Origin of the sequence: Actinoallomurus sp. CA-150999, assembly GCF_050942425.1 — a bacterium.
GTDB lineage: Bacteria > Actinomycetota > Actinomycetes > Streptosporangiales > Streptosporangiaceae > Actinoallomurus.
In genome coordinates this window covers 10,198,045-10,224,692 of the sequence record NZ_CP192063.1, presented here as the reverse complement: position 1 = coordinate 10,224,692, position 26,648 = coordinate 10,198,045, and the positions used below count along the sequence as shown (strand labels likewise).

Genomic DNA, 26,648 nt, shown 5'->3' with positions numbered 1-26,648 from the left:
CCGACACTAACGGTAGATGCCGGTGTGTCCGAGTGAGAACCGGCCGGGTTGCGGGAAGACGCACAGGCCCTGCGGGGACGGGCCGACCGGGAGACGGTGGAGGATCCGCCCGGTCCGCGTGGAGACGGCGAAGACTCTGCCGGCCGCCTGGGCGGACAGCCACAGCACCCGGCCGTCCGCCGACACCCCGCCCATGTCGGGCGCTGCCGGGACGCGCCAGCGGCCCACCACGCGGCGTTCGGCGAACGAGATCAGCGAGACGGCCCGCGCCCCGGTGACATAGAGGGTCGTGGCGTCCCGGCTGGGGGAGAGCCCGTCCGTGCCGCGTCCGGTGGCGACGAAGCCATCCGTGCGCAGGCGCTCGGCGTCGACCAGCCACACGCCGCCGCGACCGGCGTCGGCGACGTAGAACGTCCCGCCGTCCGGAGAGAGGCGGACGTCCTGTGGGCGCGATCCAGCCGCGAGCCGGAGTGTGCCCGTGACCCGGTGCCGGATCAGGTCGACGCGGGCGAGCCGCCCCGATCCGGAACATCCCACGAGCAGAGTGGACCCGTCGGCGGACAGGTCGGCGCCGGCCGGGTCGGGGCAGGGCAGACGGACGGCCGAGCGGAGCCGCATGGTCCGTGGGTCGCGGAGTTGGAGACGTCCCGGCCGCGCGCCCAGCACGAGAGCGTCCCGGCCGTCGAGGGTGAAGTAGAGGTCCACGGGGTTCGCGACGGGCACGGTACGGCCGAGGGCGCCGGTCCGTGGGTCGATCGGTACGAGCCCTGCCGCCTCGGTGACCCACAGCGTCCGCAGATCCCAGGACGGGACGACCTGCCGTGGCGCGCGGCCGACCGGGACGCGGCGGAGCAGGCGGTACGTGCGGGCGTCGATGACGTCGACCGCGGCGCCGACCGGGACGTACAGCCGGGGCGGCAGACGCCGGGCCACGGGACCGAGCATGCCCGCCTGCGTTGCGGCGTAGACGCTGGAGCGCCGCTCGGACGCGCTACGCCGGTCCAGGGAAGGCGAGGGTGTGGCACGAGGCCGGATGTACGGCGCCGGCCCGCCGAGCGCCAGCACGGGGGAGTCGGGCCCCGGCCGGCCGCGGAAGGGCACCGGCGACCGGCACCCGCCGAGGACCGCGCATCCGACGGCCAGCACCACGGCGACCGCGATCCGGCCGCGCGCCGCCGGTCTGCACCCCTCCATAAGTGCCGGACTCTAACCGGTTGAGGGCGGATCGTGAGCGGATAATCACGAAGAGGTTGCCATCGGCTCGAACGAGCATGCGCCCTCAGACCGCCCGACATGGACGCACTCCGCTACAGGAGGGGAAGAAGATGACCTTTCACGACTACCTGGTGTCCGGTCCCCTGTTCCCGGACGACTTCGACGATCTCATCGAGCGCGACATGGACGATGGACGCGATGTCTCGTTCCTGTTCGAGGAGTGAGATGTCCTGGCGGAGGGCCGCGTTCGCCGGATAACAGACCGCGTTGGACCGCTACGGGAGGGCGCTGGTGCGCCAGGCGCCGGGGCCGTGGGGGAGGGGGCGGCGGAGCCGGCGGGAGCGGTCCGCCCACGCGGACCGGCGGGGCGGGGGTGTCGCTCCGGTGGCCTCGGCCGCCCGGGCGCGGGCGGTCAGCACCGCGACCAGCGCGGCGATCTCCTCCGGTGACGCGTCGCCGCGTACCACCTGCAGGAAGGGGCGCTCGCTCATCGATCGTCTCCTACAGCGGGATGTTGCCGTGCTTCTTGGGCGGCAGGGTCTTGCGCTTGTCGCGCAGCGCGCGGAGCGCCTTGACGACCTGGCTCCGCGTCTCGGACGGCTTGATCACGGCATCGACGTAGCCCCGGGAGGCGGCGATGTAGGGGTTGGCGAGGGTGTCCTCGTAGTCGGTGACGAGCTCCGCGCGCCGGGTGTCCGGGTCGTCGGCGGCGGCCAGCTCGCGGCGGTAGAGGATGTTGACCGCGCCCTGCGCGCCCATGACGGCGATCTGCGCGGTCGGCCAGGCCAGGTTGATGTCCGCGCCGAGATGCTTGGACCCCATGACGTCGTACGCGCCGCCGTACGCCTTGCGGGTGATCACCGTGACGAGCGGCACGGTGGCCTCGGCGTAGGCGTACAGGAGTTTGGCGCCGTGCCGGATGATGCCGTTCCACTCCTGGTCGGTGCCGGGGAGGAAGCCGGGGACGTCGACGAAGGTCAGCACCGGGACGTTGAACGCGTCGCAGGTGCGGACGAACCGGGCGGCCTTCTCGGACGCCTCGATGTCCAGCGTGCCGGCGAAGTGCATCGGCTGGTTGGCCACGATCCCGACCGGCCGGCCCTCGACCCGGCCGAATCCGCAGACGATGTTCGGCGCGAACAGTGCGTGGACCTCGAGGAACTCCCCGTCGTCGAGGACGTGCTCGATGACGGTGTGCATGTCGTACGGCTGGTTCGGCGAGTCGGGGATCAGCGTGTCGAGCTCGAGGTCCTCGTCGGTGATCTCCGGCGGCGCCGTGGTGTCGTACGCGGGCGGGTCGGACAGGTTGTTCGACGGCAGGTAGGACAGCAGCGCCTTGACGTACTCGACCGCGTCCTGCTCGTCGGAGGCCTGGTAGTGCGCGACGCCGGACTTGGTGTTGTGGGTGTGTGCGCCGCCGAGGTCCTCGAAGGTCACCTCCTCGCCGGTGACCGTCTTGATGACGTCCGGCCCGGTGATGAACATGTGCGAGGTCTGGTCGACCATGACGATGAAGTCGGTGAGGGCGGGGGAGTAGACCGCGCCGCCCGCGCAGGGGCCCATGACGAGGGAGATCTGCGGGATCACGCCCGAGGCGTGGGTGTTGCGCTTGAAGATCTCGGCGTACAGGCCGAGGGCGACCACGCCCTCCTGGATGCGCGCGCCGCCGGAGTCGTTGATGCCGATGACCGGGCAGCCGGTCTTCAGCGCGTGGTCCATGACCTTGACGATCTTCTCGCCGAACACCTCGCCGAGCGAGCCGCCCGCGACCGTGAAGTCCTGCGAGAAGATCGCGACCGGGCGGCCGTCGACCGTGCCGTGGCCGGTGACGACGCCGTCGCCGTACGGGCGGTTCTTCTCGACGCCGAAGCCGTGCGCGCGGTGCTGCGCCAGCTCGTCGAACTCGACGAACGACCCCTCGTCGAGGAACGCGTCGATCCGCTCGCGGGCGGTCATCTTGCCCTTGGCGTGCTGCTTCTCGACCGCGCGCGCGGAGCCGGCGTGGACGGCCTCGTACCGGCGGCGCTCCAGATCGGCGATCTTGCCCGCCGTGGTGTGGATGTCGATCTCGTCCGCGGGCAGGGGCTCGGGCGCTTGCGTGGCCATGAACGCCAGGGTAACCAGCCCGCCGATCGCGGTTCCACGAGGGGCACGATCTCCGTGGGATCTCAGGGAGCGAGACGGGACTCTGACCACCTCATGTGGACGAACTACCCTGAGCTGCGTGTCGACTCGAAACTCCGCTCGGCAGGAGATGCCCGAGCCACTGCGCCGTGACGTCCGGCTGCTCGGTTCCCTCCTGGGGAACGTCCTCGTCGAGTACGGCGGGCAGGGCCTGCTCGACGACGTGGAGGCCCTGCGGCATGCGGTGATCGCCGCCCGCCGCGGTGAGACGTCCGTGGACGATGTCGCCGCGATCGTCGGCGGCTGGCCGCTCGACCGCGCGGAGCTCGTCGCCCGGGCGTTCACCGTCTACTTCCACCTGACGAACCTCGCCGAGGAGCACCAGCGGATCCGCACGCTCCGGGAGCGGGACACCGGCGAGACGCCGCAGCGCGAGTCCGTCGCCGCCGCCGTGGCCGAGATCGGCGCGGACCGCGTCCGCGAGCTGCTGGACGACCTGGAGTTCCACCCGGTGCTGACCGCGCACCCGACGGAGGCGCGCCGCCGGGCGGTCGTCACCGCGATCCTGCGGATCAGCGCCCTCCTGAGGGACCTGCACGACCCGCGCGCGGGCAGCGGTGAGCGCGACGAGATCACCCGGCGGCTCGTCGAGGAGATCGACCTGCTGTGGCGCACGTCGCAGCTGCGCCGGACGAAACCGGACCCGCTCGACGAGGTCCGCACCGCCATGGCGATCTTCGACGAGACGATCTTCCGGGTCGTCCCGGCGATCTACCGCTCGCTCGACGCGGCCCTGGCGCCCGGCACCGGCGAGCGGCCGCCGCTGGCCCGGCCGTTCGTGCGCTACGGCAGCTGGATCGGCGGCGACCGCGACGGCAACCCGTACGTCACCGCCCAGATCACCCGCGAGGCGATCGGCATCCAGGCCGACCACATCCTGCGCGCGCTGGCCAACGCCTGTACCCGGATCGGCCGTACGCTGACCGTGCACGAGACGACCACCCCGCCCTCGCAGGCGCTGAACGGCGCGCTCGCCGCCGCCCGCGCCGCCCGGCCCGACTTCGTCACGGAGATCGGCAAGCGTTCGCCGGGCGAGCCGCACCGGCAGTTCCTGCTGTACGCCGCCGAGCGGATCCAGGCCACCCGGCTGCGCGACGCCGACCTGGCGTACGGGAGCCCGGCCGACCTGCTCGCCGACCTGCGCATCGTCCAGGACTCCCTCGTCGAGGCGGGCGCGCCGCGTCAGGCGTACGGCGAGCTGCAGCACCTGATGTGGCAGGTGGAGACGTTCGGCTTCCACCTGGCGGAGCTGGAGATCCGCCAGCACTCCGCGGTGCACGAGAAGGCCCTCGCCGAGGTGCGGGCCGGCGGCGCGCTGAGCGAGCAGACCGAGGAGGTCCTCGACACGCTGCGCGTGGCCGCATGGGTGCAGGAACGGTTCGGCGTCGACGCGTGCCGCCGCTACGTCATCTCCTTCACCCGCACCGCCGACGACGTCGCCGCCGTGTACGAGCTGGCCGAGGCCGCCGCGATCGGCGGCAACGCGCCGGTCCTCGACGTCGTGCCGCTGTTCGAGACCGGCGAGGACCTCGACCGGTCCCCGGCCGTGCTGGACGGCATGCTCCACCTGGCGGGGGTGCGCCGGCGCCTCCTGGAGACCGGCCGCCGCATGGAGGTCATGCTCGGCTACTCCGACTCGGCCAAGCAGCTCGGCCCGACGACGGCGACCCTCAAGCTGTACGACGTGCAGGGCGCCCTCGCGGCCTGGGCGGCCCGGCACGACGTGAAGCTGACGATGTTCCACGGCCGCGGCGGCGCGCTCGGGCGCGGCGGAGGCCCGGCCCACCGGGCCGTGCTGGCGCAGGCGCCCGGCTCGGTCGCGGGCCGGTTCAAGGTGACCGAGCAGGGCGAGGTGATCTTCGCCCGGTACGGCCACGCGGAGATCGCGCAGCGGCACGTCGAGCAGGTCGCCAACGCGGTCCTGCTGTCCTCCACCTCCGCGGTGCAGGAACACGCGCTGGCGGCCGCCGAGCGGTTCCGGCCGCTCGCCGACCGGATCAGCGAGGCCGCCGAGCGGACGTTCCGGTCCCTGGTCGAGTCGCCGGGCTTCCCGGAGTGGTTCGCCTGCGTCAGCCCGCTGAACGAGCTGTCCAACCTCCGGCTCGGCTCCCGGCCGTCCCGGCGCAAGTCCACCACCTCGCTGGACGACCTGCGGGCGATCCCCTGGGTGTTCTCCTGGACGCAGACGCGGGTCAACCTGCCCGGCTGGTACGGCCTCGGCAGCGGCCTGGCCGCCGTGGACGACCTCGACGCGCTGCGCGAGGCGTACGGTTCCTGGCCGCTGTTCGCCGCGCTGTTGGACAACGCGGAGATGAGCCTGGCCAAGACGGACCGCGCGATCGCCGAGCGCTACCTCGCCCTCGGCGACCGGCCGGAGCTGGCCGAGACGGTGCTCGCCGAGTACGACCGCACGAGCTCCCTGGTCCTGCAGGTCACCGAGCACTCCCGGCTGCTCGAGAACCGCCGGGTGCTGTCCCGCGCGGTCGAGCTGCGCAACCCGTACGTCGACGCGCTGTCGCACCTGCAGCTGCGCGCGCTGCAGGAGCTGCGGGCCGGGATCGAGGACGACGCCGAGCGCGAGCGGATCGAGGACCTGCTGCTCCTGGCCGCCGCCGGGGTCGCGGCCGGCCTGCAGAACACCGGCTGATCGCCGAGAATGGATGATTCTCGTCGATCTGACGGTTAGAGGAGTGCATGGGTATAAGGCTGGCCGAAGCCGTCGATCGTGAGTCGGTGGAGGCGATCGTCAAGGCGGCGTACGACCCGTGGATTCCGGTGATCGGCATGGAGCCCGTTCCGCTCACCGCCGACTACGCGGCGTTGATCGAGGCGGGGCTGGTCTATGTCCTGGAGGTCGAGGGGATGATCGACGCGCTGATCGTCCTGCGCCCCGAGGATGACGTGCTCCTTGTCGAGAATGTCGCGGTCAGCCCGGATCGTCAGGGGCGCGGACTCGGGCGGAGGCTGCTGGCCTTCGCCGAGTTCCGCGCCCGGTCGCTCGGGCTGACGGCGGTGCGGCTCTACACGAACGAGAAGATGACCTCGAATATCGGCCTGTATGAATCCCTGGGTTATCGCGAGGCCGACCGGGCGGGAATCGACGGCCGCCGCGTCGTTCACATGCGAAAGCGGCTCTGAGCGGCGAGAAAGGCCGCACATCCGCCCCACATCCGAGGACGGGGGGCTGATCTTCACCTAAAGTCATAGGTGATGACTGTTCGCGAGCCTGTGTCTCACCTATCGCCGCTGCCGCGCTACGCGATCCTCGTAGACGTGGGGTATCTCTACGCCGCAGCGGGTGACCTCCTGTTCGGCGTCTCCTCCCGTCGCTCGTACCGGGTCGACGCCGAGGGGCTCATCAAGGCCCTGGAGGATCGCGCGTCCGCGTGCATGCGCGGAGAGTTGCTGCGCATCTACTGGTTCGACGCCGCGCGCGACCGCGTGCCGACGATCGACCAGCGGGTCGTCGCGCCGCTGCCCCGGGTGAAGCTCCGGCTCGGCAACCTCAACAAGCACAACCAGCAGAAGGGCGTCGACGCCCAGATCCGCGAGGACCTGGAGACGCTCGCCCGGCACGGCGCCGTCACCGACGCCATCCTGCTGGCCGGCGACGAGGACATGGTCCCGGCCGTCGAGGCCGCCCAGACCTACGGGGTCCGCATCCACCTGTGGGGTGTGGAGCCGCCGTACGGCACCAACCAGGCCGAGCGGCTGATCTGGGAGGCCGACACCGTCGACGTCGTCAACGCCGACTTCGTCAAGCCGTACTTCATGCTCGACACCTCCCGCGAGGCCCCGCCGGAGACGCCGGTCACCCCGCCGATCCCGTCGCCCACGGCGGTCTTCGGCACCCGGCCCAAGCCCGCGCCGCCGCCCGTCCGCCAGCCCAACCCCGTCGCCAAGCTCGGCCCGAGCCGCGACCGCGTGGAGGAGATCGGCGAGCACATCGCGCACAAGTGGATCCTCACCCGCGGCCGCGACAACATTCGCGACCTGCTGCCCGGCCCGATCCTGCCCACGGTCATCGACAAGGAGCTGCTGATCGAGGGCGAGAAGGAGCTCGGCCACTCGCTGCGCCCCTACAAGGAGGCCCGTGACTGGCTGCGCGAGGGCTTCTGGGCGCGCGTCTACCGCGAGTTCGACTTCAACGTCGGCGTCTCCGGCAAGAGCCGCTGAGCGGTGCGCTCTAGGGCGCGTCCGGTGGATCCACGTGCCGCTCGCTACGAACAAGACCCACCGGACCCGCCCTAGGCTGGGGCCGTGAGCTCTTCGCCGTATACCGACCTCGATCGGCCGCCGTTGAACGAGCGGGCGCTGAATCGCGCCCTCGTCCGCCCGGGTGGGCTGTGGCGTGAGATTCGGGTGGTGGCCGAGACCGGTTCGACCAACGCCGATCTGGCGGCGGCCGCCCGCGACGGCGCCGATGAGGGGCTGGTGCTCGTCGCCGAGGCGCAGACGGCCGGGCGTGGTCGCCTCGCCCGGGCCTGGACCGCGCCGCCGCGTTCCGGGCTGGCCTTCTCGGTGCTCCTGCGCCCGCAGGTCCCGCTCGCCCGGCTCGGCTGGCTGCCGCTGATGGCCGGAGTGGCGGTGGTGACCGCGCTGCGCGGGTTCGTCGAGGTCGAGGGGATCGAGCGGGGCGGGATGGCCGACGCCGCCCTGAAGTGGCCGAACGACGTGCTCATCCATGACCGGAAGCTGGCCGGGATCCTCGCCGAGCGTGCGGAGGACGCCGTCGTGCTCGGCATCGGGCTCAACGTCAGCCTGCGCGCCGACGAACTGCCGGTGCCGACCGCGACCTCCCTGGCGCTGGAGGGCGCTCCGGCCGACCGGGACCCGGTGCTCCGCGCGATCCTGCGCGAGCTGGCGGCCGGCTACGCCGACTTCTGCGGGGAGTGGGTCGAGGGCTCCTTGCGGGAGGCGTACCGCGCGGTGTGCGCGACGCTCGGCCGGCAGGTGCGCGTCGAGCTGCCCGGCCCCGACGGCGTCCTCATGGGCGAGGCCGTGGACATCGACGAGAACGGGCGGCTGGTGGTCCGCGCGGCCGACGGTGATCACGCGCTCAGCGCCGGCGACGTCGTCCATGTCCGATAAGCCGGAATCGGCGTCGGGCGCGGGGATCTCGCCGACGCACAGGCCCGGCGCATAGGCGCGTCCGGAAGGCGGACCCAACTGGACCGGTCCGCGACACGCCGGTTTAATTGGGCTATCCCCATCCTCCGGAGGTCGTTGCATGGCCAGTGTGGCTGAGCTCAAGGGCGCCATCGCCCAGGCCGGCGAAGAGGCCGAGCACGCCGTGCAGCTGCTCGTCCAGGCAGGCGGCCGAGCCGAGTCGGCGCTGCAGTACCTCATCGCGGTGGCCCAGGGGAGCGAGCACGACGCGCTCAGCGGCGCGCTGGGCGCGATGGGGCAGGCCGTGGAGAGCATCGAGGAGTGCCAGAGCCAGATCGGCGCCGCGATCGAAGAGGCGAACGCCTACGCAGAGGGGCTTTAGAGCGCTCGCCACCCACGCCGAGGACTCAAAGCGCCCGCCCGTCACGTCCCCGACCGAGGTACCCGCCCACCGCCGTCTGCGTGAAAGCCGCAGGATCCCCACATGACGCTCAAGCCCGGCGATCTCGTTGCCGCCGTGCGCAAGGACATCCGGCAGGCGCGCGGGGCGATCCGCGCCCGCCGGAGCGAGCTCGACGAGATGATCGCCCGCGCCGAGACCGCGGTCGAACAGGGCCGCCGCGACGTCGCCGCGACGAGCGGGCCGGAGACGGCCGCGGCGGTCGACGGCTGGCGGGAGCTGGCCGGCGAGGCCGCCCCCGGCGCGGCGTCCGCCGCCTGGTCCGACTGGCCGGCCGAGCCGGAGCCCGCCGACGCGGAGCCGTGCCTGTACCGGGTCGGGACCGTCGCGGGGGACGTCCCCGCGCTGATCCCGCTGCTGGACACCGGCCACCTGAAGATCACCGGCGGCCAGACGCCGCTGGCCGACGCGATCGTCGACTCGCTGCTCGTCCGGATCGTGGCGACGACGCGGCCCGGCTCCGTGCGGGTCAGCCTGTACGACCCGCGGCGGCTCGGAGCGGGGCTGGGGGGCTTCCACGCCCTGTCCCGGCCGGGGCTGCTCACGGTCTACGGCGTGGAGGAGTTCAAGGACCTGCTCGGCTCGCTGGATCGTGACATCCGGCGGATCCAGCGCGACGTGCTCGGCGGAGGGCACTCCTCGCTCGCGGCGCTCGCCGCGGCCACGGGCCGGCGGCCCGAGCCGTGGCAGGTCGTGATCGTGCAGAGCCCGGTGCGCGGGTTCCGGGATGACGAGATCGCCCACCTCAACAGCGTGATGCACGCCGGGGCGGCCTGCGGCATCCACGTGGTGTGCCGTGACGTCCCCGTGGACGACGCGCCGGGCGTCGAGACGGTCGACATCGCGGCGGACCGGCACGTCACGACCTCGATGACGGGTGGGCTGGAGGTGACGGTCGAGCCGCCGCCGGCCGAGCTGGTCCGCGCGGTCTGCGAGCGGGCCGCCCGCTGGGCGGGCATCGAGCGTGACCCGCCGCGGTTCGCCGAGCTCGTCCCGCACCGGATGTGGAGCGAGTCGTCGGCGGCCGGGGTGCGGGCGCCCATCGGCGAGGACGTCGATCGGTACGAACCGGTCGAGGTCTTCCTCGGCGACGACCCGGTGCACGCGCTCGTCGGCGGTCCGCCCGGCTCCGGCAAGACCAACTTCCTCTACGCGATGATCGGGTCGATGGCCGCCCGCTACTCGCCGGACGAGCTGGAGTTCTACCTGCTGGACTTCAAGGAGGGCGTGTCGTTCGCCCGCCTGGCCAGCGGCCGTACGGACAAGACGTGGCTGCCGCACGCCCGGCTCATCGGCGTGAACATCAACAACGACCGGGAGTTCGGCCTGGCGCTGCTGCGCTTCCTCGCCCGCGAGCTCGAACGCCGGGGCGCCGCCGCCCGCGAGCACGAGGTCACCAAGATCGAGGAGCTGCGGGCCGTCGACCCGGACGGGCACTGGCCGCGCATCGTCGCGGTGATCGACGAGTTCCAGGTGCTCATCCAGCAGCAGGACAAGATCACCGACGAGTCGCTGTACCTCCTCAACGACCTGGCCCGCCGGGGCCGCTCGCAGGGCATCCACCTCGTCCTGGCCAGCCAGAACATCGGCGGCGTCCAGTCGCTGTGGGGGCGCGGGGCCATCCTCGACCAGTTCACGCTGCGGATCGCGCTGCCGAAGGCGCGCCGCATCCTCGCCGACGACAACACCGCCGCGCTCCAGGTCGCGCGCTTCTGCGCGGTGGTCAACGCCGAGTCCGGGGCGCGGCAGGCCAACCGCATCGCCCGGCTGCCGGACGCGGGGACGGCCGGGACGTTCGACGCGCTGCAGCGGGAGCTGTGGCAGCGCCGTCCCGAGCACCTCGAACCCCCGCGGATCTTCGACGGCGCGCACGTCCCCGAGCTGATGACCGCCCCGACCCTGCCGCCGGGGGAGAGCGCGGTCGGGCAGCGGATCGACCTGGCCGGCAGCGCCGCGACCGTGCGCTTCGACCGCGCGCCCGGCCGCAACCTCGCGGTCGTCGGCACCCGCGCCGACGAGGCGTACGACGTGCTGGCCTCGGCGGTGCTGTCGCTGGCCCGCGGGCACGCGCCCGGGTCGGCGGTCTTCCGGCTGTACGCGCTGGACGAGCAGCTGGAGCCCCGGGTCGGCCTGCTGCTGCGGCGCCTGGTCGACAACGGCCACGAGGCCGTCCTCGGCGGTGAGCTGCCCGAGGTCGCCGACCGGGCCGTGCCCGAGTACCTCGCGCTGTTCGCGGTCGACGCCGTGACCACCCGCTCCGACGAGCAGCGCCGGTCGGTGCGCCGCCTGGTCGAGTACGGCCCGGAGCACCGTATGCACGTGCTCGGCTGGTGGCGCACGACCGACCGGCTCAAGGCCGACGTCGTCGAGCGCGTCGGGTCGGTGCGTAACATCGACGCGTGGGTCGCCCTGGACGTACGGGACAGCGAGCTGTCGCCGCTGCCGGGCGGCCAGATGCTGAGCTGGATCCCGCGCCGCCGCCGCGCCCTGTTCCACGACCAGCGCACCGGCGAGCCGCCCCAGCCGATCATCCCCTTTGAGGTCATGAGCGAGACGGCGGAGGGCCGATGACGGACCCGCAGACGGCACGTCGGGCGTACAAGGAGTACGCCGCGGAGGCCGGCCGGAGGCTGATCGCGGCGGAGGAGGCCCGGCGTCGGCTGGACGAGGCCGAGGAGCGGCGGACCGAGGCGTACGCCTCGGTCGAGCAGGAGTGGGCGCGTCTCGACGGGCTGGAGGAGCGGGCCGCCGGCGTCTGGCGGGAGCTGACGACACGGTTCGGCCCCCACGCGGTGGGTCAACTCCCCGATCCCGGCGACGACGTGCGACGCGACCAGGAGGCCGCGGAGCTGCTGGGCGACGCGCACCGGCGGGTGCGCGAACCCGTGAACTACCCCCTCGCCGGCCGGTACATCCAGACGGTGGTGCTCGGGTTCGTCGCGGCCGTGGTGGTCACCGCGGTCGGCTTCGAGCTCGCGAAGGGCCTGCGCGACCTCGGGCAGGTGCGGCTCGTCCTGGCGTACGGGCCGGTGCTGGCGGCGCCGTTGATCGGGCAGCAGGCGGCCAAGGGGTGGATCCGGCTGCGGACGTCGCACGAGGAGCGGGAGTACGCCGTGGACACCGCGACCGGCGGGCTGGCCGGGGGCGGCGGCGTGTGGCTCATCGCGCTCATCTTCATCGTTGTCCACATTGTGACGTGATCGACGCGCTGAGCATCCATGGAGCGACCGTTTCTGCCAGGATTGCGCCATGGGTCTTGCGAAGAACGCGTTGGGCGACGACGAAGAGATCGTCCTTGAACTCCACCCCCACTGGTCGACGCTGGTCGGCACGATCTTCTGGGCGGCCGTCGCGGTCGCCATCGCCGCCGTTGCGATCTTCTTCATCCCGGGGGGCAGCGCGCAGACGCTGATCCGCCTCATCATCGCGGCCGTGGGCCTCGTCGCGATCCTCGTGGTCGGGCTGATCCCGTTCCTGCGGTGGGTCACCACGTCGTACACGCTGACCAACCGGCGGTTCGCCCTGCGTGACGGCATCCTGTCCCGTTCGCACCGGGACATCCCCCTCACGCGGGTCAACGACGTGTCGTTCCAGCAGAGCCTGATCCAGCGGATCCTGCGCAGCGGCACGCTCACCGTCGAGTCGGGTGGCGAGCACGGCCAGCTCGTGCTGAAGAACATCCCTCGCGTCGAGTACACCCAGAACCAGCTCTACCGCATCGTCGAGGAGCTGACCGACGGCGACGGCGTACGCCCGTAGATGCGCGACGCGCCGGACCCGCGGCAGATCGAGGAGCTGCTGCTCGGCGGTGAGCTCCGGTACACCCGGATCGACGCGATCAAACGGTCGGGGGTGTCGGAGGAGTTCACCCAGCGGCTCTGGCGCGCCTTCGGGTTCCCGCATCCGGCCGACGAGGCGATCGCCTTCACCGAGGGCGACCTCGACGCCCTCGTCCGGATCCGGGAGCTCCTCCACGAGGGTCTGCTGGACGAGGACATGGTCCTTCGGATGGTCCGCGCGGTCGGCCAGACGATGGCGCGGCTGGCCGAATGGCAGATCGACGTCCTCATCGGAGGGCTCACCGACCCCCTCGAGCCGCCGCCGCCCGAGATCGTCCGCCTCATCGTGGACCACGCCCAGAACCACATCGCGGCGCTGGAGCCTCTGCTCGTCCACGCGTGGCGGCGGCAGCTCGCCGCCGCCGGCACCCGCGCGCTGACCGCGTCGACGGCGGAGGACGCCCTGCCGGGGCGGCCGCGGCGGGTCGTGGGCTTCGCCGACATCGTGGAGTTCACCGAGACCAGTCGGCACCTTGACGAGCGCGACCTGGCCCGGCTGGTCGAACGCTTCGAGGAGACCGCCTCCGACATCGTCGCCGAGCACGGTGGCCGGATCGTCAAGACCCTGGGCGATGAGGTCCTCTACACCGCCGACACGCCCGCGCTGGGCGCGGAGATCGGGCTGCGCATCGCCGAGGCGGTCCGCGCGGGCGGGGACACGGACGTGCGGGTCGGCATGGCGTACGGCCTGGTGCTCACGCTGATGGGCGACGTCTTCGGCACGACCGTGAACCTCGCGAGCCGGCTCACCTCGATCGCCCGGCCCGGCACCGTCCTCGCCGACGCCGATCTGGCCGACGGCCTGCGCGGCGGTGCCGCGTACGCGCTCGTCCGCATCGGCCGCCGCCCGGCCCGCGGCCTCGGCATCATCCAGCCGTACGTCGTCCGCCGCGCGCGTTGACGGGGTGACGTTCGGTGCCCCCCGGGCGCTGACCTGCGGTCATAGGCCCTTAAGCTGGGGTTTTAGCCCGGTTGGTGGCGTCAAGTAACTGCCGGGCAACACTTTCTTAGCGTTCCGTTCACGAAAAATGGGGATCATATACCTCATGAGTGTTGAACCAGGGCATTTCGCCCGATCTGCGGACGGTTTCCCCGAAGATCGTTTCCTCGACCGGGAGGAGAGCTGGCTCCGGTTCAACCAGCGCGTTCTGGACCTGGCGGCCGACCCCTCCCTGCCGCTGCTCGAGCGGGTGAAGTTCCTCGCGATCTTCGCGACCAACCTCGACGAGTTCTTCATGGTCCGGGTCGCCGGGCTGGCCCGGCGCATGGCCACCGGCATCGCGGTCCAGTCCGCGAGCGGTCGGCAGCCCCGTGAGGTCCTCGCGCACACGTCCGAGGTGGCGCACGAGCTGATGCTCAAGCACGCGGCGCTGTTCCAGCAGGAGATCCTGCCCGACCTCGCCAAAGAGGGGATCGAGCTGCTGCGCTGGGACGAGCTGGCCGACACCGAGAAGGAGAGCCTCAACCGCCTGTTCCGGCGGCGGATATACCCGGTGCTCACCCCGCTGGTGGTCGACCCGGCGCACCCCTTCCCGTACATCTCCGGGCAGTCCCTGAACCTGGCCGTGCTGGTCCGCGACCCGGAGAACGGCGCGACGATGTTCGCGCGGGTCAAGGTGCCGCCGCTGCTGCCGAGGTTCCTCGAGGCGTCGCCGTCGCGGTTCGTGCCGCTGGAGGACGTGATCGCGGAGAACCTGCCCGCGCTGTTCACCGGCACCGAGATCCTCGAGCACCACGCCTTCCGGGTCACCCGCAACCAGGACCTCGAGGTCGACGAGGACATCGCCGAGAACCTCCTGCAGGCCCTCGAACGCGAGCTGCTGCGCCGTCGCTTCGGCCCGGTCGTCCGGCTGGAGGTCGAAGAGTCGATCACCCCGGAGGTGCTCGACCTGCTGATGACCGAGCTGGAGGTCGACGAGCGCGCCGTCTACCGCGTGCCCGGTCCGCTCGACCTCGGCGGCCTGTTCGCCATCGCCGGCCTGGACCGCAGCGAGCTGAAGTACCCGCCGTTCGTGCCGTCGGAGGCGGCCCTGCCGCACGACGCGGACATCTTCGCCACCCTGCGCGATCACGACGTCCTCGTCCAGCACCCGTACGACTCGTTCAGCACCAGCGTCGAGCGCCTCATCGAGGCGGCCGCCGCCGACCCGCAGGTCCTGGCGATCAAGCAGACGCTGTACCGCACCAGCGGCGACTCGCCGATCATCGATGCCCTCATCGACGCCGCCGAGGCGGGCAAGCAGGTCGTCGTGGTCGTCGAGATCAAGGCGCGCTTCGACGAGCAGGCCAACATCACGTGGGCGCGCAAACTGGAGCGGTCCGGCTGCCACGTCGTGTACGGCTTCGTCGGCCTCAAGACCCACTGCAAGGTCGCGCTGGTCGTCCGCGAGGAGTCCGACGGGGACCTCCGCCGCTACTGCCACATCGGCACCGGCAACTACAACCCCAAGACCGCCCGAATCTACGAGGACTACGGCCTGCTGACCGCCGACCCGGACGTCGGCCAGGACGTCAGCGCCCTGTTCAACCACCTCACCGGCTACTCGCGCGACACCGAGTACAAGCGGCTCCTCGTGGCCCCCGACTTCGTGCGCGGCGGCCTCGTCCGGCGCATCGAGCGCGAGGTGGAGCACCACCAGGCCGGCCGCCCGGCGCGCATCCGGTTCAAGTGCAACGCGCTGGTCGACGAGGTGCTCATCGACGCGCTCTACCGGGCGTCGCAGGAGGGCGTGCCGATCGACGTCTGGGTCCGCGGCATCTGCGCGCTCCGCCCCGGCGTGCCCGGCATGTCGGAGACGATCCACGTCCGCAGCATCCTCGGCCGGTTCCTCGAGCACTCCCGCGTGTACGCCTTCGAGAACGGTGGGGAGCACGAGGTCTGGATCGGCAGTGCCGACCTCATGCACCGCAACCTCGACCGCCGGGTCGAGACCCTCGTCCGCGTCACCGACCCGGCCCACTGCGCCGACCTCGTCGGCCGCTTCGAGCTCGCGATGGGCGTGGACACCAAGTGCTGGATCCTCAACGAGGACGGCGTATGGACCCGGCACGAGGGGGACCTTGACGTGCAGACCCAACTGATGCGCGCACGCCGCTGGAGGACTGTTGACGCCTGACCTCCCGGGGACCATCCGTGCCGCCGGCGCCGTGCTGTGGCACCCTGGCCCGGATGGACGCCCGCTCGTCGCCCTCGTCCACCGCCCGCGGTACGACGACTGGTCGTTCCCCAAGGGCAAGGTCGACCGCGACGAGCACCTCGTGCGCGCCGCCGCGCGCGAGGTCTGGGAGGAGACGGGGGTCTGGCCGGTGCTCGGGCGCCGGCTGCTCACGGTCCGCTATCCCCGGGGCGATCGGCCCAAACGGGTCGACTACTGGGCGGCCACCGGCGACGAGAGCCGGTTCGTGCCCAGCGACGAGGTCGACCGGATCGACTGGCTGCCCCTCGGCCAGGCGGTGGAACGCCTCACGTACGAGCACGACCGCGCCGTCCTGGAGGTGTTCGCCGCCGGCCCGATCCGGACGACGCCGTACATCATCCTGCGGCACGCCGACGCGCTGGAGAAGCGTGACTGGCAGGACGACGACCTGCTGCGCCCCCTCGACGAGGAGGGCCGCGCCCAGGCGCAGCGGCTCGACGACGTGCTCACCTGCTACGGCCCCACCCGCGTGATCAGCTCGGCGACGGCGCGCTGCCTGGAGACGGTGCTGCCGTACGCCTCCCGGACCGGCTCCGAGATCCGTACCGACTGGGCCGTCACCGTCGGGGCCTCGAAAGCCCCGGGCGACCGCATCGCCGAGTTCCTCACCAATGGCGTCCCCGTCCTGATCTGCACCCACGGCGAGCTCGTCCCCGAGCTCGTCTCCCGCGCCTGCGAGGAACTCGGCGCTACGCCTCCGGAGGATCCCCGGCTCCCGAAGGGCGGTTTCTGGGTCTTCCAGGTCGCCGACGGCGCTCTCGCGTCCACCGAGCGTCACGCCTGCTGATCGGCCGGATCGTCAGCGCACGGTACGGAAGAAGGCGCGGATGTCGGCGACGAGCGGTTCGGGGGCCTGGAGAGAGGCGAAGTGGCCGCCGGTGTCGAACTCCGACCAGTGGGTGACGTTGTTCGACAGGGCCGCCAGCGCCCGGATCGCGCGATCGCCGACGAACTTGGCGACGCCGGTCGGCACTCCGGAGGAGGCCGGCCGGCCCCAGCCGTCGGCGGCGATCTCGCGGTAGAGGCGTGCGGCGGAGCCGGCGGTGGAGGTGAGCCAGAAGGCGCTGACGTTCGTCAGCACGGCGTCCCGGTCGGCGAGCGGCTGCCGGGTCCGCGTCGGGTCGTGGTCGACGAACCACTCCAGGTTCCAGGCCAGTTGCCCCGCCGGCGAGTCGTTCAGGGCGTACGCCACCGTCTGCGGGCGGGTGGACATCTGGGTGGCGTACCCCGAGTGGGCCTGCCACCAGGCCTGGTTCGCCTGCGCCTGGTCGCGTTCGGTGTCGGAGAGCAGGTCGAGTTCGTGCGGGCCCGCAGGGGCCGAGGCGCCCACGAACGCGTTGAGGTGGACGCCGACGACGTTCGCGGGGGCGACGCGGCCGAGCTCCGCGGAGACGATGGAGCCGAAGTCACCGCCCTGGGCGCCGTAGCGGTCGTATCCGAGGCGGCGCATCAGCTCGGCCCAGGCGCGTGCGACGCGGTTGCTCCCCCAGCCCTTCTCCCGCGTGGGCCCGGAGAAGGGGAATCCGGGAATGGAGGGGGCCACGACGTGGAACGCGTCGGCGGGATCCGCGCCATGGGAACGGGGGTCGGTGAGCGGGCCGATGATGTCCAGGAAGTCGGCCACGGTGCTCGGCCAGCCGTGCGTGACGATGAGCGGGACGGCGTCGGGCTCCGGAGAGCGCGCGTGCAGGAAGTGCACGTTCTGCCCGTCGATCGTCGTGGTGAACTGCGGCACCGCGTTCAGCCGCGCCTCGTGGGCCCGCCAGTCGTATCCGTCGATCCAGTACGCGACCATCTCCTGGAGGTAGGAGCGGGCGACTCCGTAGTCCCAGCCCACATCGGGGAGCTCATCGGGCCAGCGGGTCCGGGCGAGCCGGTCCCGCAGGTGGTCGAGCTCCGCCTGCGGGACATCGATCGTGAACGGGTTGATCTCCATGGGTCTCCTCAGCCGTCGATCGGATCGTCCGAACGGGGACACGGTAGGGACCACTCAGGTCAGATACCGACCGCATTACCGAGCCCGAGCGCCGCGGCGGCCGGTGACCGAGCGTTTCGAAACCGGTTTTCGGGATCGCTGTGCAAGGTAATTCTGGTCGTCGCTCCGACGTACGACCTATCGTCGAGCGGACCGGTTTCCCGGCGGAAAAGCCCTCGTATCTCCAGTGACGGAGTAGTGATGTCGCACCATCTCGATTCGCCACTCGCCCGCCAGGATCCCCGCCTCGACATCAGCGATGTGTACGTCTTCCGCGGCGGGAGCGGGACCGTCTTCATCATGAACGTGAACCCGCTTTCCGGATCCGGCGGTTTCCACCCGGAGGGCCGGTACGAGTTCAGGATCGACACGGACGGTGACGCGATAGAGAATCGTACGTACGTCGTGACCTTCCGGGACCCGGAACCCGATGGTGAGCAGGCATTCGAGGTACGACGGCTGGACGGCGCCGACGCGCGCGATCGGACCGCCCCCGGAGTCGTCGTGGGCCAAGGACGCACCGGCCGGGAGATCCGCGGGGCGGACGGGACGCGGATCTGGGCGGGCCCGGCGGCGGACCCGTTCTACATCAACGGGGCCGTCGTCGGCGCGGTCAAACACGCGGTCGCGAACGGAACGCCGTTCGAGCCGTCCGCCGTGGACTACAGCGCGTCGGCGAACCTTTTCGCGGGCACCAACGTGTGCGCGATCGTCATGGAGGTCCCGGACCAGGCGTTCGACACGTCCGAGATCGGGTTCTGGGGAACGACGGCGCTGGCGACCGACGCGGGCGGCTGGGGCCAGGTGAATCGCTGCGCCACTCCACTGGTGAACACGATCTTCAATCCGGACGACTCTCAGCGCGCCGACGACTACAACACCACCCATCCCAGCCATGACAGGATGGTGCACGGCCCGCTCGTCGCCCATCTGGTCGCCAAGGTCGTCACGGCCATGGGAACCAGCGACGACCCGGCGGCGCACGCGCAGCGGGTGGCCGACGCCCTCTTCCCCGACATCCTCCGGTACCGGCTCGGCACCACGGCCGATTTCGGGTTCGCCGGCCGTAACGGGCGGGGCCTCACCGAATGCGTACCCGAGGTGATGTTCTCCCTGGTGCTGAACAGGGCCGTCCCACTGGGCATCGACGCCCGGTCCGCGGCGGGCGTCCCCGGCGCGGACTTCCCCTACCTGGCTCCGGCGGTGTGACGCCGGCCGTTCGGCGGGGACTACCGTTATCCCCCCGGACTGTCCAAAACAGCGACCGGTCGCCCTGGTGTCAGTACCACTGTGACGCTGGCCTGCGGCGCCCGGCCGTCGTGCAGCGGACCGCGTGCGTGGAAGAAGAGGATTCGCGTGCCGACGCTCAGCGCTCTCGTGTACCGGCTCGAGCCCAGGTTGCGGCTCCTCGTGGAGCCGGTCGACGAGACCGCCGAGGTGGAGTCCGCGGTCGTGCTCTCCGACGGGGATCCGTCGGGATGGCCGGACGCGGACCTGGCCGCGTTCTCGGGCGTCCTGGCGATCCTTCCTGTTCGTGCTGAACCGCGCGGTGACGTGGCCGAGATCGTACGGCGGCTCGGCGAGATCGGCGCCGCCGGTGTGGTCCTGGCCGGCGGCGTGACGGACTCGGCCGACATCGCCGAGTCCGCGCGTCACCATCGGATCCCGTTGCTGGCCGCATCCGATGACCCGTCCCATGTGTGGGCGGCGGTCACGGCGGCGCTCCGGGAGGAGCGGAAGAACGACCATCGTCATGCCGCGAACCTGCGGGAGCTGCACCGGGACGCGACACTGCCGGGCGGCCTGGAGCGCCTCGTACGTCGGCTCGCGCAACAGGTCGGGGGAAGCGTCGTGCTGCTCGACCAGACCGGCGAACCGCTGCACGCCTTTCCCCGCCTTCCCGGCGACGTCCTCGACCAGGTCGCCCAGGACCTCGATCGGGTGCGGAAGGGCGTGGTCCGAGCCGCCGCCGCCGATCTGGGCACCGGCGTCGTTCACATTCAGTCGCTCGGCGAAGGAGAAGCGGGCACGATACTCGTCGTCGCGAGGGAACAGCGGTTCTCTCCGGCCGTACGCAGCCTGATCATGGACGCGTCACGCCTCGTGGAGCTGCGGCGGCGGGTGGATGACACCGATCTTCGAGGACGCCGCCTGAATCAGTCCGAGGCGCATACCCGCGAGGCGGTGCTCCATCTGCTCATGGTCGGTCAGGTCGAGGCCGCCCGCCGGGTCTCCGGGGCGCTCGGGCCCCCGCTCGCCGACAGCGTGCGCGTCTACATCGGGGAATGTCCGCCTGGCGTCCAGGGCCGCGTCGGCGCGTACTTCAACCGGGTGTCGGGCGGTCGGGCGTGGATCGTCCGGTGTCCGGTCTACACCGGACACGTCATCGTCATCGATCCAGCCGCCGACGAGGCCACCGAGGCGGAGGAGGAGACGCTGCGGACCTTTGCCGCCTGCTCCGGCGGCATCCACATCGGTTGCAGCGGCATAGTCACACTTCGGGAGATCGCTTCGGGATATTCGCAGGCGTTCCACGCACTCGCCGTGGCACGTGGCAGCGCCGGGCGCTACAGCCGGTTCAGTCCGCGTGGTGATCTGGCCGCACTCCTGCGCCCTCGCGCGCAGCAGTGGGCGCGGGAGACGCTCGGTCCACTGTCTCAGTACCGCCCCGACCGGGCTCAGGATCCCGACGGACCCGAGTTGATCGCCACCCTCCGCTCGTGGCTGGACTTCTACGGCGGTGCCGCACGCCAGATGAAGATCCACCGCAACACGCTGGCCGCGCGGCTGCGTCACATCGAACGACTCCTCGGCAGTCCGCTGCAGGACCTCCCGACCCAGGCGAGGCTGCACCTGGCCCTACGCCTCCTCGACGGCGCGGGCGGCGGCGATCCCGTACCCGTCGACGTGCTCCTCGATGATCCCCACATACGTCACTGGAGCCGGCTGCAGGTCTCGCCCCTGCTGGAAGACGGCCGCGGGCTCCTGCTGCAGACGCTGCGCGTGTGGCTGGACCACGACGCCCGTCTCGAGGCGACGGCGTCGGCGCTCGGCATCTCGGTGCCCGGGACGCGGAAGCGACTCGGTCGGATCGAGGAGATCCTCGAACGCTCGCTGCTGCGCGGCCCCTCGGCACGTTATGACATGTGGTTCGCCCTCAGGGCGTACGACGGCTGACCGAATCCCGATCTGACGCAGCATTTCGTCACCGGGCCGGAGGCTCACCGTGCGAAGTGACCCTGGCCGGAGTGCCGACCCTCTCCTACGGTCTGACCGTGGCAGTTCGCAGGCGCGGCGAAGCAGCCCATGCCGACCGGCCCCCGCACCGAGGACGACGATTGTCTGACCTTCACCTGCCTCCTATAACCCCCGAACGCCGAGACCCCCGGCGCCACGCCAGGTCGCGTGGTCGCCGTGCACATCGACCGGCCGACACTCGCACCTTCCAGCTGGGCGTTTCCGTCGTTCCCGCGATTCTCATGGCGTTCGTGGGGCTGGCCGCGGTGATGGGACTTGTCGGGATGGGAGCCTCGCCGTCGAAGGAGCGAACGGTTCTCATCGTCTCCGCTGTGGGAGCGGTGGTCGTCATCGCCGGCGCAATTCTCGCGGCGGGTATGGCGAGTCGCCGAGAACGGCGGATGATTGCAAATTTGTCCATTGGGCCTGCGGACCTGCAGCGGCGACTCGGCGAACTCGCGCCGTTGGTCTCTCGTGGCCGGGAGGACCTGCGGGTCCTGACAGAGCGCATCGCGGCCGGCGAGGTTCCCGCCCCCCGCGGCCTCGGCCCCCGAGCCGCCCCGACCGCCGATCCGGTGATGTACCTCGCGCATGAGCTGCAGAGAGCGCATGAGGAGGCGTGGAATGCCCTCGTCAGTGCGGCGAGCCCGAAACCCGACGGCGGTCCCGCGCAGCGAGTCGAGGTCTTCGTCAACCTCTCGCGGCGGATGCAGACGCTCTCCCACCGGGCGATCCAGGGACTCGACGCGTTGGAGAACCAGGTGGAGGATCCGGATCTCCTCAAGGGCCTGTTCAGGGTCGATCACCTCGCCACGCGCTTGCGCCGGCAGGCCGAAAGCCTCGCCGTGATCGGCGGAGCTGCCCCGCGGCGTCAGTGGAGCAGGCCGGTCACCGTATACGAGGTACTGCGCTCGGCCATCGCCGAGGTCGAGCACTACCGCCGGGTCAAGGTGGTGCCGCCGGTCGAGGGCGCACTGGACGGCGGCGCGGTCGCGGACGTCATCCACCTGCTCGCCGAACTCGTCGAGAACGCCACCAGGTTCTCGCCTCCGGAAACGCAGGTCTACCTCCGCACCGGAGCCGTGACCGCCGGCCTGGTCGTCGAGATCGAGGACCGCGGCCTCGGCATACCGCGGGAGACCCAGCGCCGGCTGAACGACCTGCTCGCCGGCGCGGAGCACATCGACACCGACGGGTTGGTGGAGGAGGGACGTATCGGCCTGCTCGTCGTCGCCGCTCTCTCGCAACGCCACAATGTCGCCGTCAGGTTGCAGACGAACATCTACGGCGGCACGCAGGCCGTCGTCGTGATCCCGAACGAGCTGATCGGTTCGGAACCGCCGAAGACCAGCGGTCAACCGGCGACGCCGCCCGCTCCCGCGCCGGTCTCGTCAACCGCGGCGTCAGGCGCGTTCACCTCGCCGCAACCTCTCTCCGCGACGGGACCGGCCGCCGGGGTCCGGCCCGGCGGCCGGTCCGAGGCGTGGCAGGACGGCAGTGCCGACGCGTCCGTCCGGCATACGGATCGACCGCCCGCTCCTGCATCTCCGGCGAGCGATGATCGGCGTCCGGCACTGCCGAGACGTCGCGCCCAGACCAACCTGGTCCCCGAACTGATCAACGCTCCCGCGCCGCGGGACGACGACGCGGATGTCAGCCACAACCCCGGGCTGATGGCGGCATTCCGGAAAGGGGTTCGCAGCGGCCGGGATGAGGACCTGGCGGACGAGCCCGGTGGAACGGCTTAAAAGAACATCACGAATCTGGAAGGAACCCGCATTGAGCGCCGTCTCGCCGAACCAGTCGACCGATCTCGCCTGGCTGCTGAAGAACCTGGCCCAGGAAGTCCCGGACATTCGGGGCAGTGTGCTGCTGTCCTCGGACGGAATGGTGAAAGCCGCGCACGGCCTGGACCGGTCGGGCTCGGAATATCTCGCGGCACTCGCTTCCGGGCTCTTCTCCATGGCACGGAGTGCCAGCACCAAATTCGATGGCCGGGGCGAAGTCCGCCAGGTCGTGGCCGAACTCCACCCCAGCCAGCTGTTCATCTCGTGGGCCGGCTACAACTCGGTCCTCGCGGTGCTGGCGAAGGGGGAGGCAGACCCGGCCGTCGTCGGCTACGAGATGGCGCGCTTGATCAAAGCCGTCCGGCCCTTCCTGGACACGGCGGCCCGCACACCATCCGCCGCCCCTGATCGAAGCTGACGACCATGGCAGCCAGTGACGATGAGGTCTGGATCGACCACGCGGCCGGCCCGCTGATCCGCCCGTACACGGTGAATGAGGGTCGCACCCGCCCCACCGTGGACCTGGACCTGCTCTCCTTGGTGGTCGGCACGGGCTGGGCCAGCCCGGACCTCGATCCAGAACACGCCAGGGTGCTCGAACTGTGCCATACGCCGCTCTCGGTCGCCGAGGTCGCGGCGCGCATACGCCTTCCGGTGGTCGTCACGAAGGTTCTACTCGCCGATCTGGTGGACTGCGGAGCCATCGCCACCCACGCCCCGCCCAGCCTGGCCGGCGCCGTCGACCGGGCCCTACTGGAGAAGCTACTCGATGGCCTACAACGAATCTGACGCCTTCCCCACCCAGGTCAAAATCCTGGTAGCGGGTGGCTTCGGCGTCGGAAAGACGACCTTCGTCGGCGCCACGAGCGAGATCGAGCCGCTGAACACGGAAGAGCTCATCACCGCGGCCAGCGTGGGCGTCGACGACCTCAGCGGGACGGAGGACAAGTCGACGACGACCGTGGCCATGGACTTCGGTCGCATCACCATCGGTCAGCACCGCATCGTGCTCTACCTGTTCGGAACCCCCGGACAGGAGCGCTTCTGGTTCATGTGGGACGAGCTGTCCGCCGGGGCGCTGGGCGCCGTCGTCCTGGCCGACACCCGCCGTCTGGACGAATCCTTCGCCGCCGTCGACTTCTTCGAGAGCCGTGGCATCCCGTTCCTCATCGCGGTCAACGAGTTCGACGACGCGTTCCACTACGTCCCTGAAGAAGTGCGAGCAGCGCTCGAACTCGGCCCGGGCGTGCCGATCGTGTTGTGCGACGCGAGGGACCCCCGTTCCGCGACATCGGTCCTCCGGTCCCTGATCCAGCACCTCCTCACCAGCGTGGACGTCCCGTCCGCCTGACCCATGTGAGCTTCCGCAACAGACAGTTGCGCTATTGGCTGATTTCTTGAGGAGTTCGTGATGACCCTTCCCCCCATCCGCCGTCTCGTGTCTCCCATGGACACGGACGCGCATCGGCGTGCCGCCCGGCTACAGGAACTGGGCATCCGGGAAGAGCCCGACCCCGAATTCGACGAATTCGCCCGCGCCCTGGCCCGAGATCTGGACGCGCCCTTCGCGATGGTGAACATCATCGGCCCAGAACGACAGTACTTCGCCGGACTGTACCCTTCCTCGCTCGACCGGGGCGTCGACCCGAGGACGGATCCATTCCGGACAATGGCGTGTGACGCGGGATACTGCATGTACGTGGTGACACGGAAGCATGCCATGGCGCTGAACGAAGTAATGGACTACCACCTCTTCGCCGGCAATCCGGTGGTGGACCAGATCGGGGTACGCGCCTACCTGGGCGCCCCGCTGATGGACCAGGACGAAACCCTGGGCACCATCTGCGTCGTGGACACCAAGCCTCACGATTGGGGTTCGCAGGGAGTCGCGTTCATCAAGGCGCGGGCCGCCGCACTCGTGAAAAGGATCGAGCAGCGGGCCGGTCTATGGAACGGTCCCGGCACCCCGGGCGGCGAAAGAAGATGAAATCCACACGCCTGCGCCCGCGGCGTCCACCCGCCCTGACCGGCGACGTCATGAACCGTCCGGTCGGGACGCGTCAGACGCGTTGACACCACAGGTCCGGCGCTCATACTCCCGCTAAGAATTCAGTATCTCGGGCTGTGTTCGGGATGCCGAATCCGCCGGGAGTGAGGCGGAAGCCGAATCTCGCTTCCGGGAAACCTCACGCGCAGAGAATGGGAGTTCACGCGTGCGACAGGGCAACTCTCCACTTCGTCGGTGGTGGTGGCTGATGGTCACGGCCGCCGGCGTCATCGCGCTCGCGCTCGCCGGCACCGTCACGGTCGGGGCACGGATGGCATCGTCGGCCGCGGCGGGCTGCCGGGTCGACTACTCGATCAGCTCGCAGTGGTCCGGGGGCTTCGGCGCCAGCGTGACGATCACCAATCTCGGTGATGCGGTCAATGGCTGGCAGCTGACCTGGAGCTTCCCGGCCGGGCAGACCGTCACCCAACTGTGGAACGGGTCGTACAGCCAGTCGGGTGCGCAGGTGACCGTCACCAACGCCTCGTACAACGGCGGTATCGCCAGCGGGGGCAGCGCCGCCTTTGGGTTCAACGGTACGTGGAACGGCAGCAACCCGGTCCCCGCCGACTTCGCGCTGAACGGCACGACCTGCACCGGCGGCGTCTCCGGGACGCCGACCCCGCCACCCGCGTCGTCGAGCCTGCCGTGTGACGTCTACGCCACCGGCGGCACACCGTGCGTGGCGGCGCACAGCACCACCCGCGCGCTGTACGCCACCTACAACGGCTCGCTCTACCAGGTACGCCGCTCCTCCGACAACACCACCCGCAACATCGGGGTGCTGTCCGCGGGCGGGGTCGCCGACGCCGCCGCGCAGGACTCCTTCTGCGCCGGCACGAGCTGCGTCATCACGACGATCTACGACCAGTCCGGCCGGGGGAACAACCTGACCCAGGCGCCCGGTGGCGGAGCGGCCGGCGGCCCGGACAACCTCGCCAACGCGACCGCGGCGCCGACCACCGTGGGCGGCCACAAGGCCTACGGCGTGTACGTCGCCGCGGGCACCGGCTACCGCAACGACCGCACCAACGGCATCGCGACCGGCGACCAGCCTGAAGGCGAGTACGCGATCTTCGATGGCACGCACTACAACGGCGGCTGCTGCTTCGACTACGGCAACGCCGAGACCAGCAACAACGACACCGGAAACGGCCACATGGAGGCCATCTACTTCGGCAACATCAAGGTCTGGGGCTACGGCACCGGCAACGGCCCGTGGATCATGGCCGACATGGAGAACGGCCTGTACTCCGGAGTCAACGCCGGCTACAACGCCAATGACCCCACCATCAACTACCGGTACACCACGGCCATCATCAAGGGCGAGCCGAACCACTGGTCCATCCGCGGGGGCAACGCCCAATCAGGCGGGGTGTCCACCTTCTACAACGGCGCCCGCCCCAACGTCGCCGGATACAACCCGATGCACAAGGAGGGCGCCATCATCCTGGGCATCGGCGGCGACAACAGCAAGGGCTCGGCCGGCACCTTCTATGAAGGCGTCATGACCTCCGGCTACCCGACCGACGCCACCGAGAACGCGGTACAGGCGAACATCGTCGCCGCCGGCTACCGCTGACCCCGAGACGGCCCGC

The 26,648-nt window shown here is 70.8% G+C and carries 23 protein-coding genes; 19 read left to right on the top strand and 4 right to left on the bottom strand.

Features of this window, described 5'->3' with window-relative positions; all coding sequences use genetic code 11:
- Positions 1-6: 6 nt before the first annotated feature.
- The 3 genes from ACQP2O_RS47040 to ACQP2O_RS47030 form a co-directional block, all read right to left on the bottom strand.
- On the bottom strand, positions 7-1,194 hold the full coding sequence (locus ACQP2O_RS47040) for a YncE family protein (RefSeq protein WP_433176091.1): 1,188 nt from the start codon (positions 1,192-1,194) through the stop codon (positions 7-9).
- A 296-nt stretch (positions 1,195-1,490) separates the two neighbouring features.
- The gene (locus tag ACQP2O_RS47035) at positions 1,491-1,706 is read right to left on the bottom strand and encodes an acyl-CoA carboxylase subunit epsilon (protein ID WP_433176090.1); all 216 of its coding nucleotides are present in this window, start codon (positions 1,704-1,706) and stop codon (positions 1,491-1,493) included.
- 10 nt (positions 1,707-1,716) lie between these two features.
- Positions 1,717-3,321: an acyl-CoA carboxylase subunit beta gene (locus ACQP2O_RS47030; protein WP_433176089.1), complete on the bottom strand. Its 1,605-nt coding sequence runs from the start codon at positions 3,319-3,321 to the stop codon at positions 1,717-1,719.
- 148 nt (positions 3,322-3,469) lie between these two features.
- Between ACQP2O_RS47030 and ACQP2O_RS47025 the strand changes: the two genes are divergently transcribed.
- The 11 genes from ACQP2O_RS47025 (at position 3,470) to ACQP2O_RS46975 (ending at position 16,791) form a co-directional block, all read left to right on the top strand.
- Positions 3,470-6,046 (top strand): phosphoenolpyruvate carboxylase, encoded by a 2,577-nt coding sequence (locus tag ACQP2O_RS47025; RefSeq protein WP_433191400.1) that lies wholly within the window; start codon positions 3,470-3,472, stop codon positions 6,044-6,046.
- 86 nt (positions 6,047-6,132) lie between these two features.
- Positions 6,133-6,537, top strand: a complete 405-nt coding sequence (locus tag ACQP2O_RS47020; RefSeq protein ID WP_433176088.1) for a GNAT family N-acetyltransferase — start codon at positions 6,133-6,135, stop codon at positions 6,535-6,537.
- Between the two features lie 72 nt (positions 6,538-6,609).
- The gene (locus ACQP2O_RS47015) at positions 6,610-7,575 is read left to right on the top strand and encodes an NYN domain-containing protein (RefSeq protein ID WP_433176087.1); all 966 of its coding nucleotides are present in this window, start codon (positions 6,610-6,612) and stop codon (positions 7,573-7,575) included.
- Positions 7,576-7,659: 84 nt separating this feature from the next.
- On the top strand, positions 7,660-8,490 hold the full coding sequence (locus ACQP2O_RS47010) for a biotin--[acetyl-CoA-carboxylase] ligase (RefSeq protein WP_433176086.1): 831 nt from the start codon (positions 7,660-7,662) through the stop codon (positions 8,488-8,490).
- A 139-nt stretch (positions 8,491-8,629) separates the two neighbouring features.
- A complete protein-coding gene (locus ACQP2O_RS47005; protein ID WP_433176085.1) occupies positions 8,630-8,890 on the top strand; it encodes a hypothetical protein in 261 nt (86 codons plus the stop codon).
- A 102-nt stretch (positions 8,891-8,992) separates the two neighbouring features.
- Positions 8,993-11,539 carry an FtsK/SpoIIIE domain-containing protein gene (locus ACQP2O_RS47000; RefSeq protein WP_433176084.1) on the top strand — a complete coding sequence of 849 codons (2,547 nt, stop codon included), beginning with the start codon at positions 8,993-8,995 and terminating at the stop codon, positions 11,537-11,539.
- Positions 11,536-12,168 carry a hypothetical protein gene (locus ACQP2O_RS46995; protein WP_433176083.1) on the top strand — a complete coding sequence of 211 codons (633 nt, stop codon included), beginning with the start codon at positions 11,536-11,538 and terminating at the stop codon, positions 12,166-12,168. Before ACQP2O_RS47000 ends, ACQP2O_RS46995 begins: the two co-directional genes overlap by 4 nt.
- 49 nt (positions 12,169-12,217) lie before the next feature.
- Entirely contained in the window at positions 12,218-12,727 is a 510-nt protein-coding gene (locus ACQP2O_RS46990; RefSeq protein WP_433176082.1) for a PH domain-containing protein, read from the top strand.
- Positions 12,728-13,708: an adenylate/guanylate cyclase domain-containing protein gene (locus tag ACQP2O_RS46985; protein ID WP_433176081.1), complete on the top strand. Its 981-nt coding sequence runs from the start codon at positions 12,728-12,730 to the stop codon at positions 13,706-13,708. It begins immediately after the preceding gene.
- Between the two features lie 145 nt (positions 13,709-13,853).
- Positions 13,854-15,923 (top strand): RNA degradosome polyphosphate kinase, encoded by a 2,070-nt coding sequence (locus tag ACQP2O_RS46980; protein WP_433176079.1) that lies wholly within the window; start codon positions 13,854-13,856, stop codon positions 15,921-15,923.
- Positions 15,913-16,791 carry an NUDIX hydrolase gene (locus ACQP2O_RS46975; protein ID WP_433176078.1) on the top strand — a complete coding sequence of 293 codons (879 nt, stop codon included), beginning with the start codon at positions 15,913-15,915 and terminating at the stop codon, positions 16,789-16,791. The genes ACQP2O_RS46980 and ACQP2O_RS46975 overlap by 11 nt, the downstream gene beginning before the upstream one ends.
- A gap of 12 nt (positions 16,792-16,803) precedes the next feature.
- Here the strand turns inward: ACQP2O_RS46975 and ACQP2O_RS46970 are convergent, their stop codons facing one another.
- Positions 16,804-17,940, bottom strand: a complete 1,137-nt coding sequence (locus ACQP2O_RS46970; protein ID WP_433176077.1) for an epoxide hydrolase family protein — start codon at positions 17,938-17,940, stop codon at positions 16,804-16,806.
- 240 nt (positions 17,941-18,180) lie between these two features.
- On the opposite strand from ACQP2O_RS46970, the gene ACQP2O_RS46965 reads away from it, so the two are divergent.
- From ACQP2O_RS46965 to ACQP2O_RS46930, 8 genes are all read left to right on the top strand, one after another.
- Complete coding sequence (locus tag ACQP2O_RS46965) at positions 18,181-19,188, top strand: DUF4331 family protein (RefSeq protein WP_433176076.1); 1,008 nt, start codon at positions 18,181-18,183, stop codon at positions 19,186-19,188.
- Positions 19,189-19,335: 147 nt separating this feature from the next.
- Positions 19,336-21,156, top strand: coding sequence for a helix-turn-helix domain-containing protein (locus tag ACQP2O_RS46960; RefSeq protein ID WP_433176075.1), 1,821 nt, complete (start codon positions 19,336-19,338; stop codon positions 21,154-21,156).
- A gap of 302 nt (positions 21,157-21,458) precedes the next feature.
- Positions 21,459-22,964 carry an ATP-binding protein gene (locus tag ACQP2O_RS46955; protein WP_433176074.1) on the top strand — a complete coding sequence of 502 codons (1,506 nt, stop codon included), beginning with the start codon at positions 21,459-21,461 and terminating at the stop codon, positions 22,962-22,964.
- A 31-nt stretch (positions 22,965-22,995) separates the two neighbouring features.
- Positions 22,996-23,421 (top strand): roadblock/LC7 domain-containing protein, encoded by a 426-nt coding sequence (locus tag ACQP2O_RS46950; protein ID WP_433176073.1) that lies wholly within the window; start codon positions 22,996-22,998, stop codon positions 23,419-23,421.
- 5 nt (positions 23,422-23,426) lie between these two features.
- Positions 23,427-23,792, top strand: coding sequence for a DUF742 domain-containing protein (locus tag ACQP2O_RS46945; RefSeq protein WP_433176072.1), 366 nt, complete (start codon positions 23,427-23,429; stop codon positions 23,790-23,792).
- Positions 23,773-24,354 carry a GTP-binding protein gene (locus ACQP2O_RS46940; protein ID WP_433176071.1) on the top strand — a complete coding sequence of 194 codons (582 nt, stop codon included), beginning with the start codon at positions 23,773-23,775 and terminating at the stop codon, positions 24,352-24,354. Before ACQP2O_RS46945 ends, ACQP2O_RS46940 begins: the two co-directional genes overlap by 20 nt.
- Positions 24,355-24,450: 96 nt before the next feature.
- A complete protein-coding gene (locus ACQP2O_RS46935) occupies positions 24,451-24,990 on the top strand; it encodes a GAF domain-containing protein (protein ID WP_433176070.1) in 540 nt (179 codons plus the stop codon).
- A gap of 268 nt (positions 24,991-25,258) precedes the next feature.
- Entirely contained in the window at positions 25,259-26,632 is a 1,374-nt protein-coding gene (locus tag ACQP2O_RS46930; RefSeq protein ID WP_433176069.1) for an arabinofuranosidase catalytic domain-containing protein, read from the top strand.
- Positions 26,633-26,648: the final 16 nt, after the last annotated feature.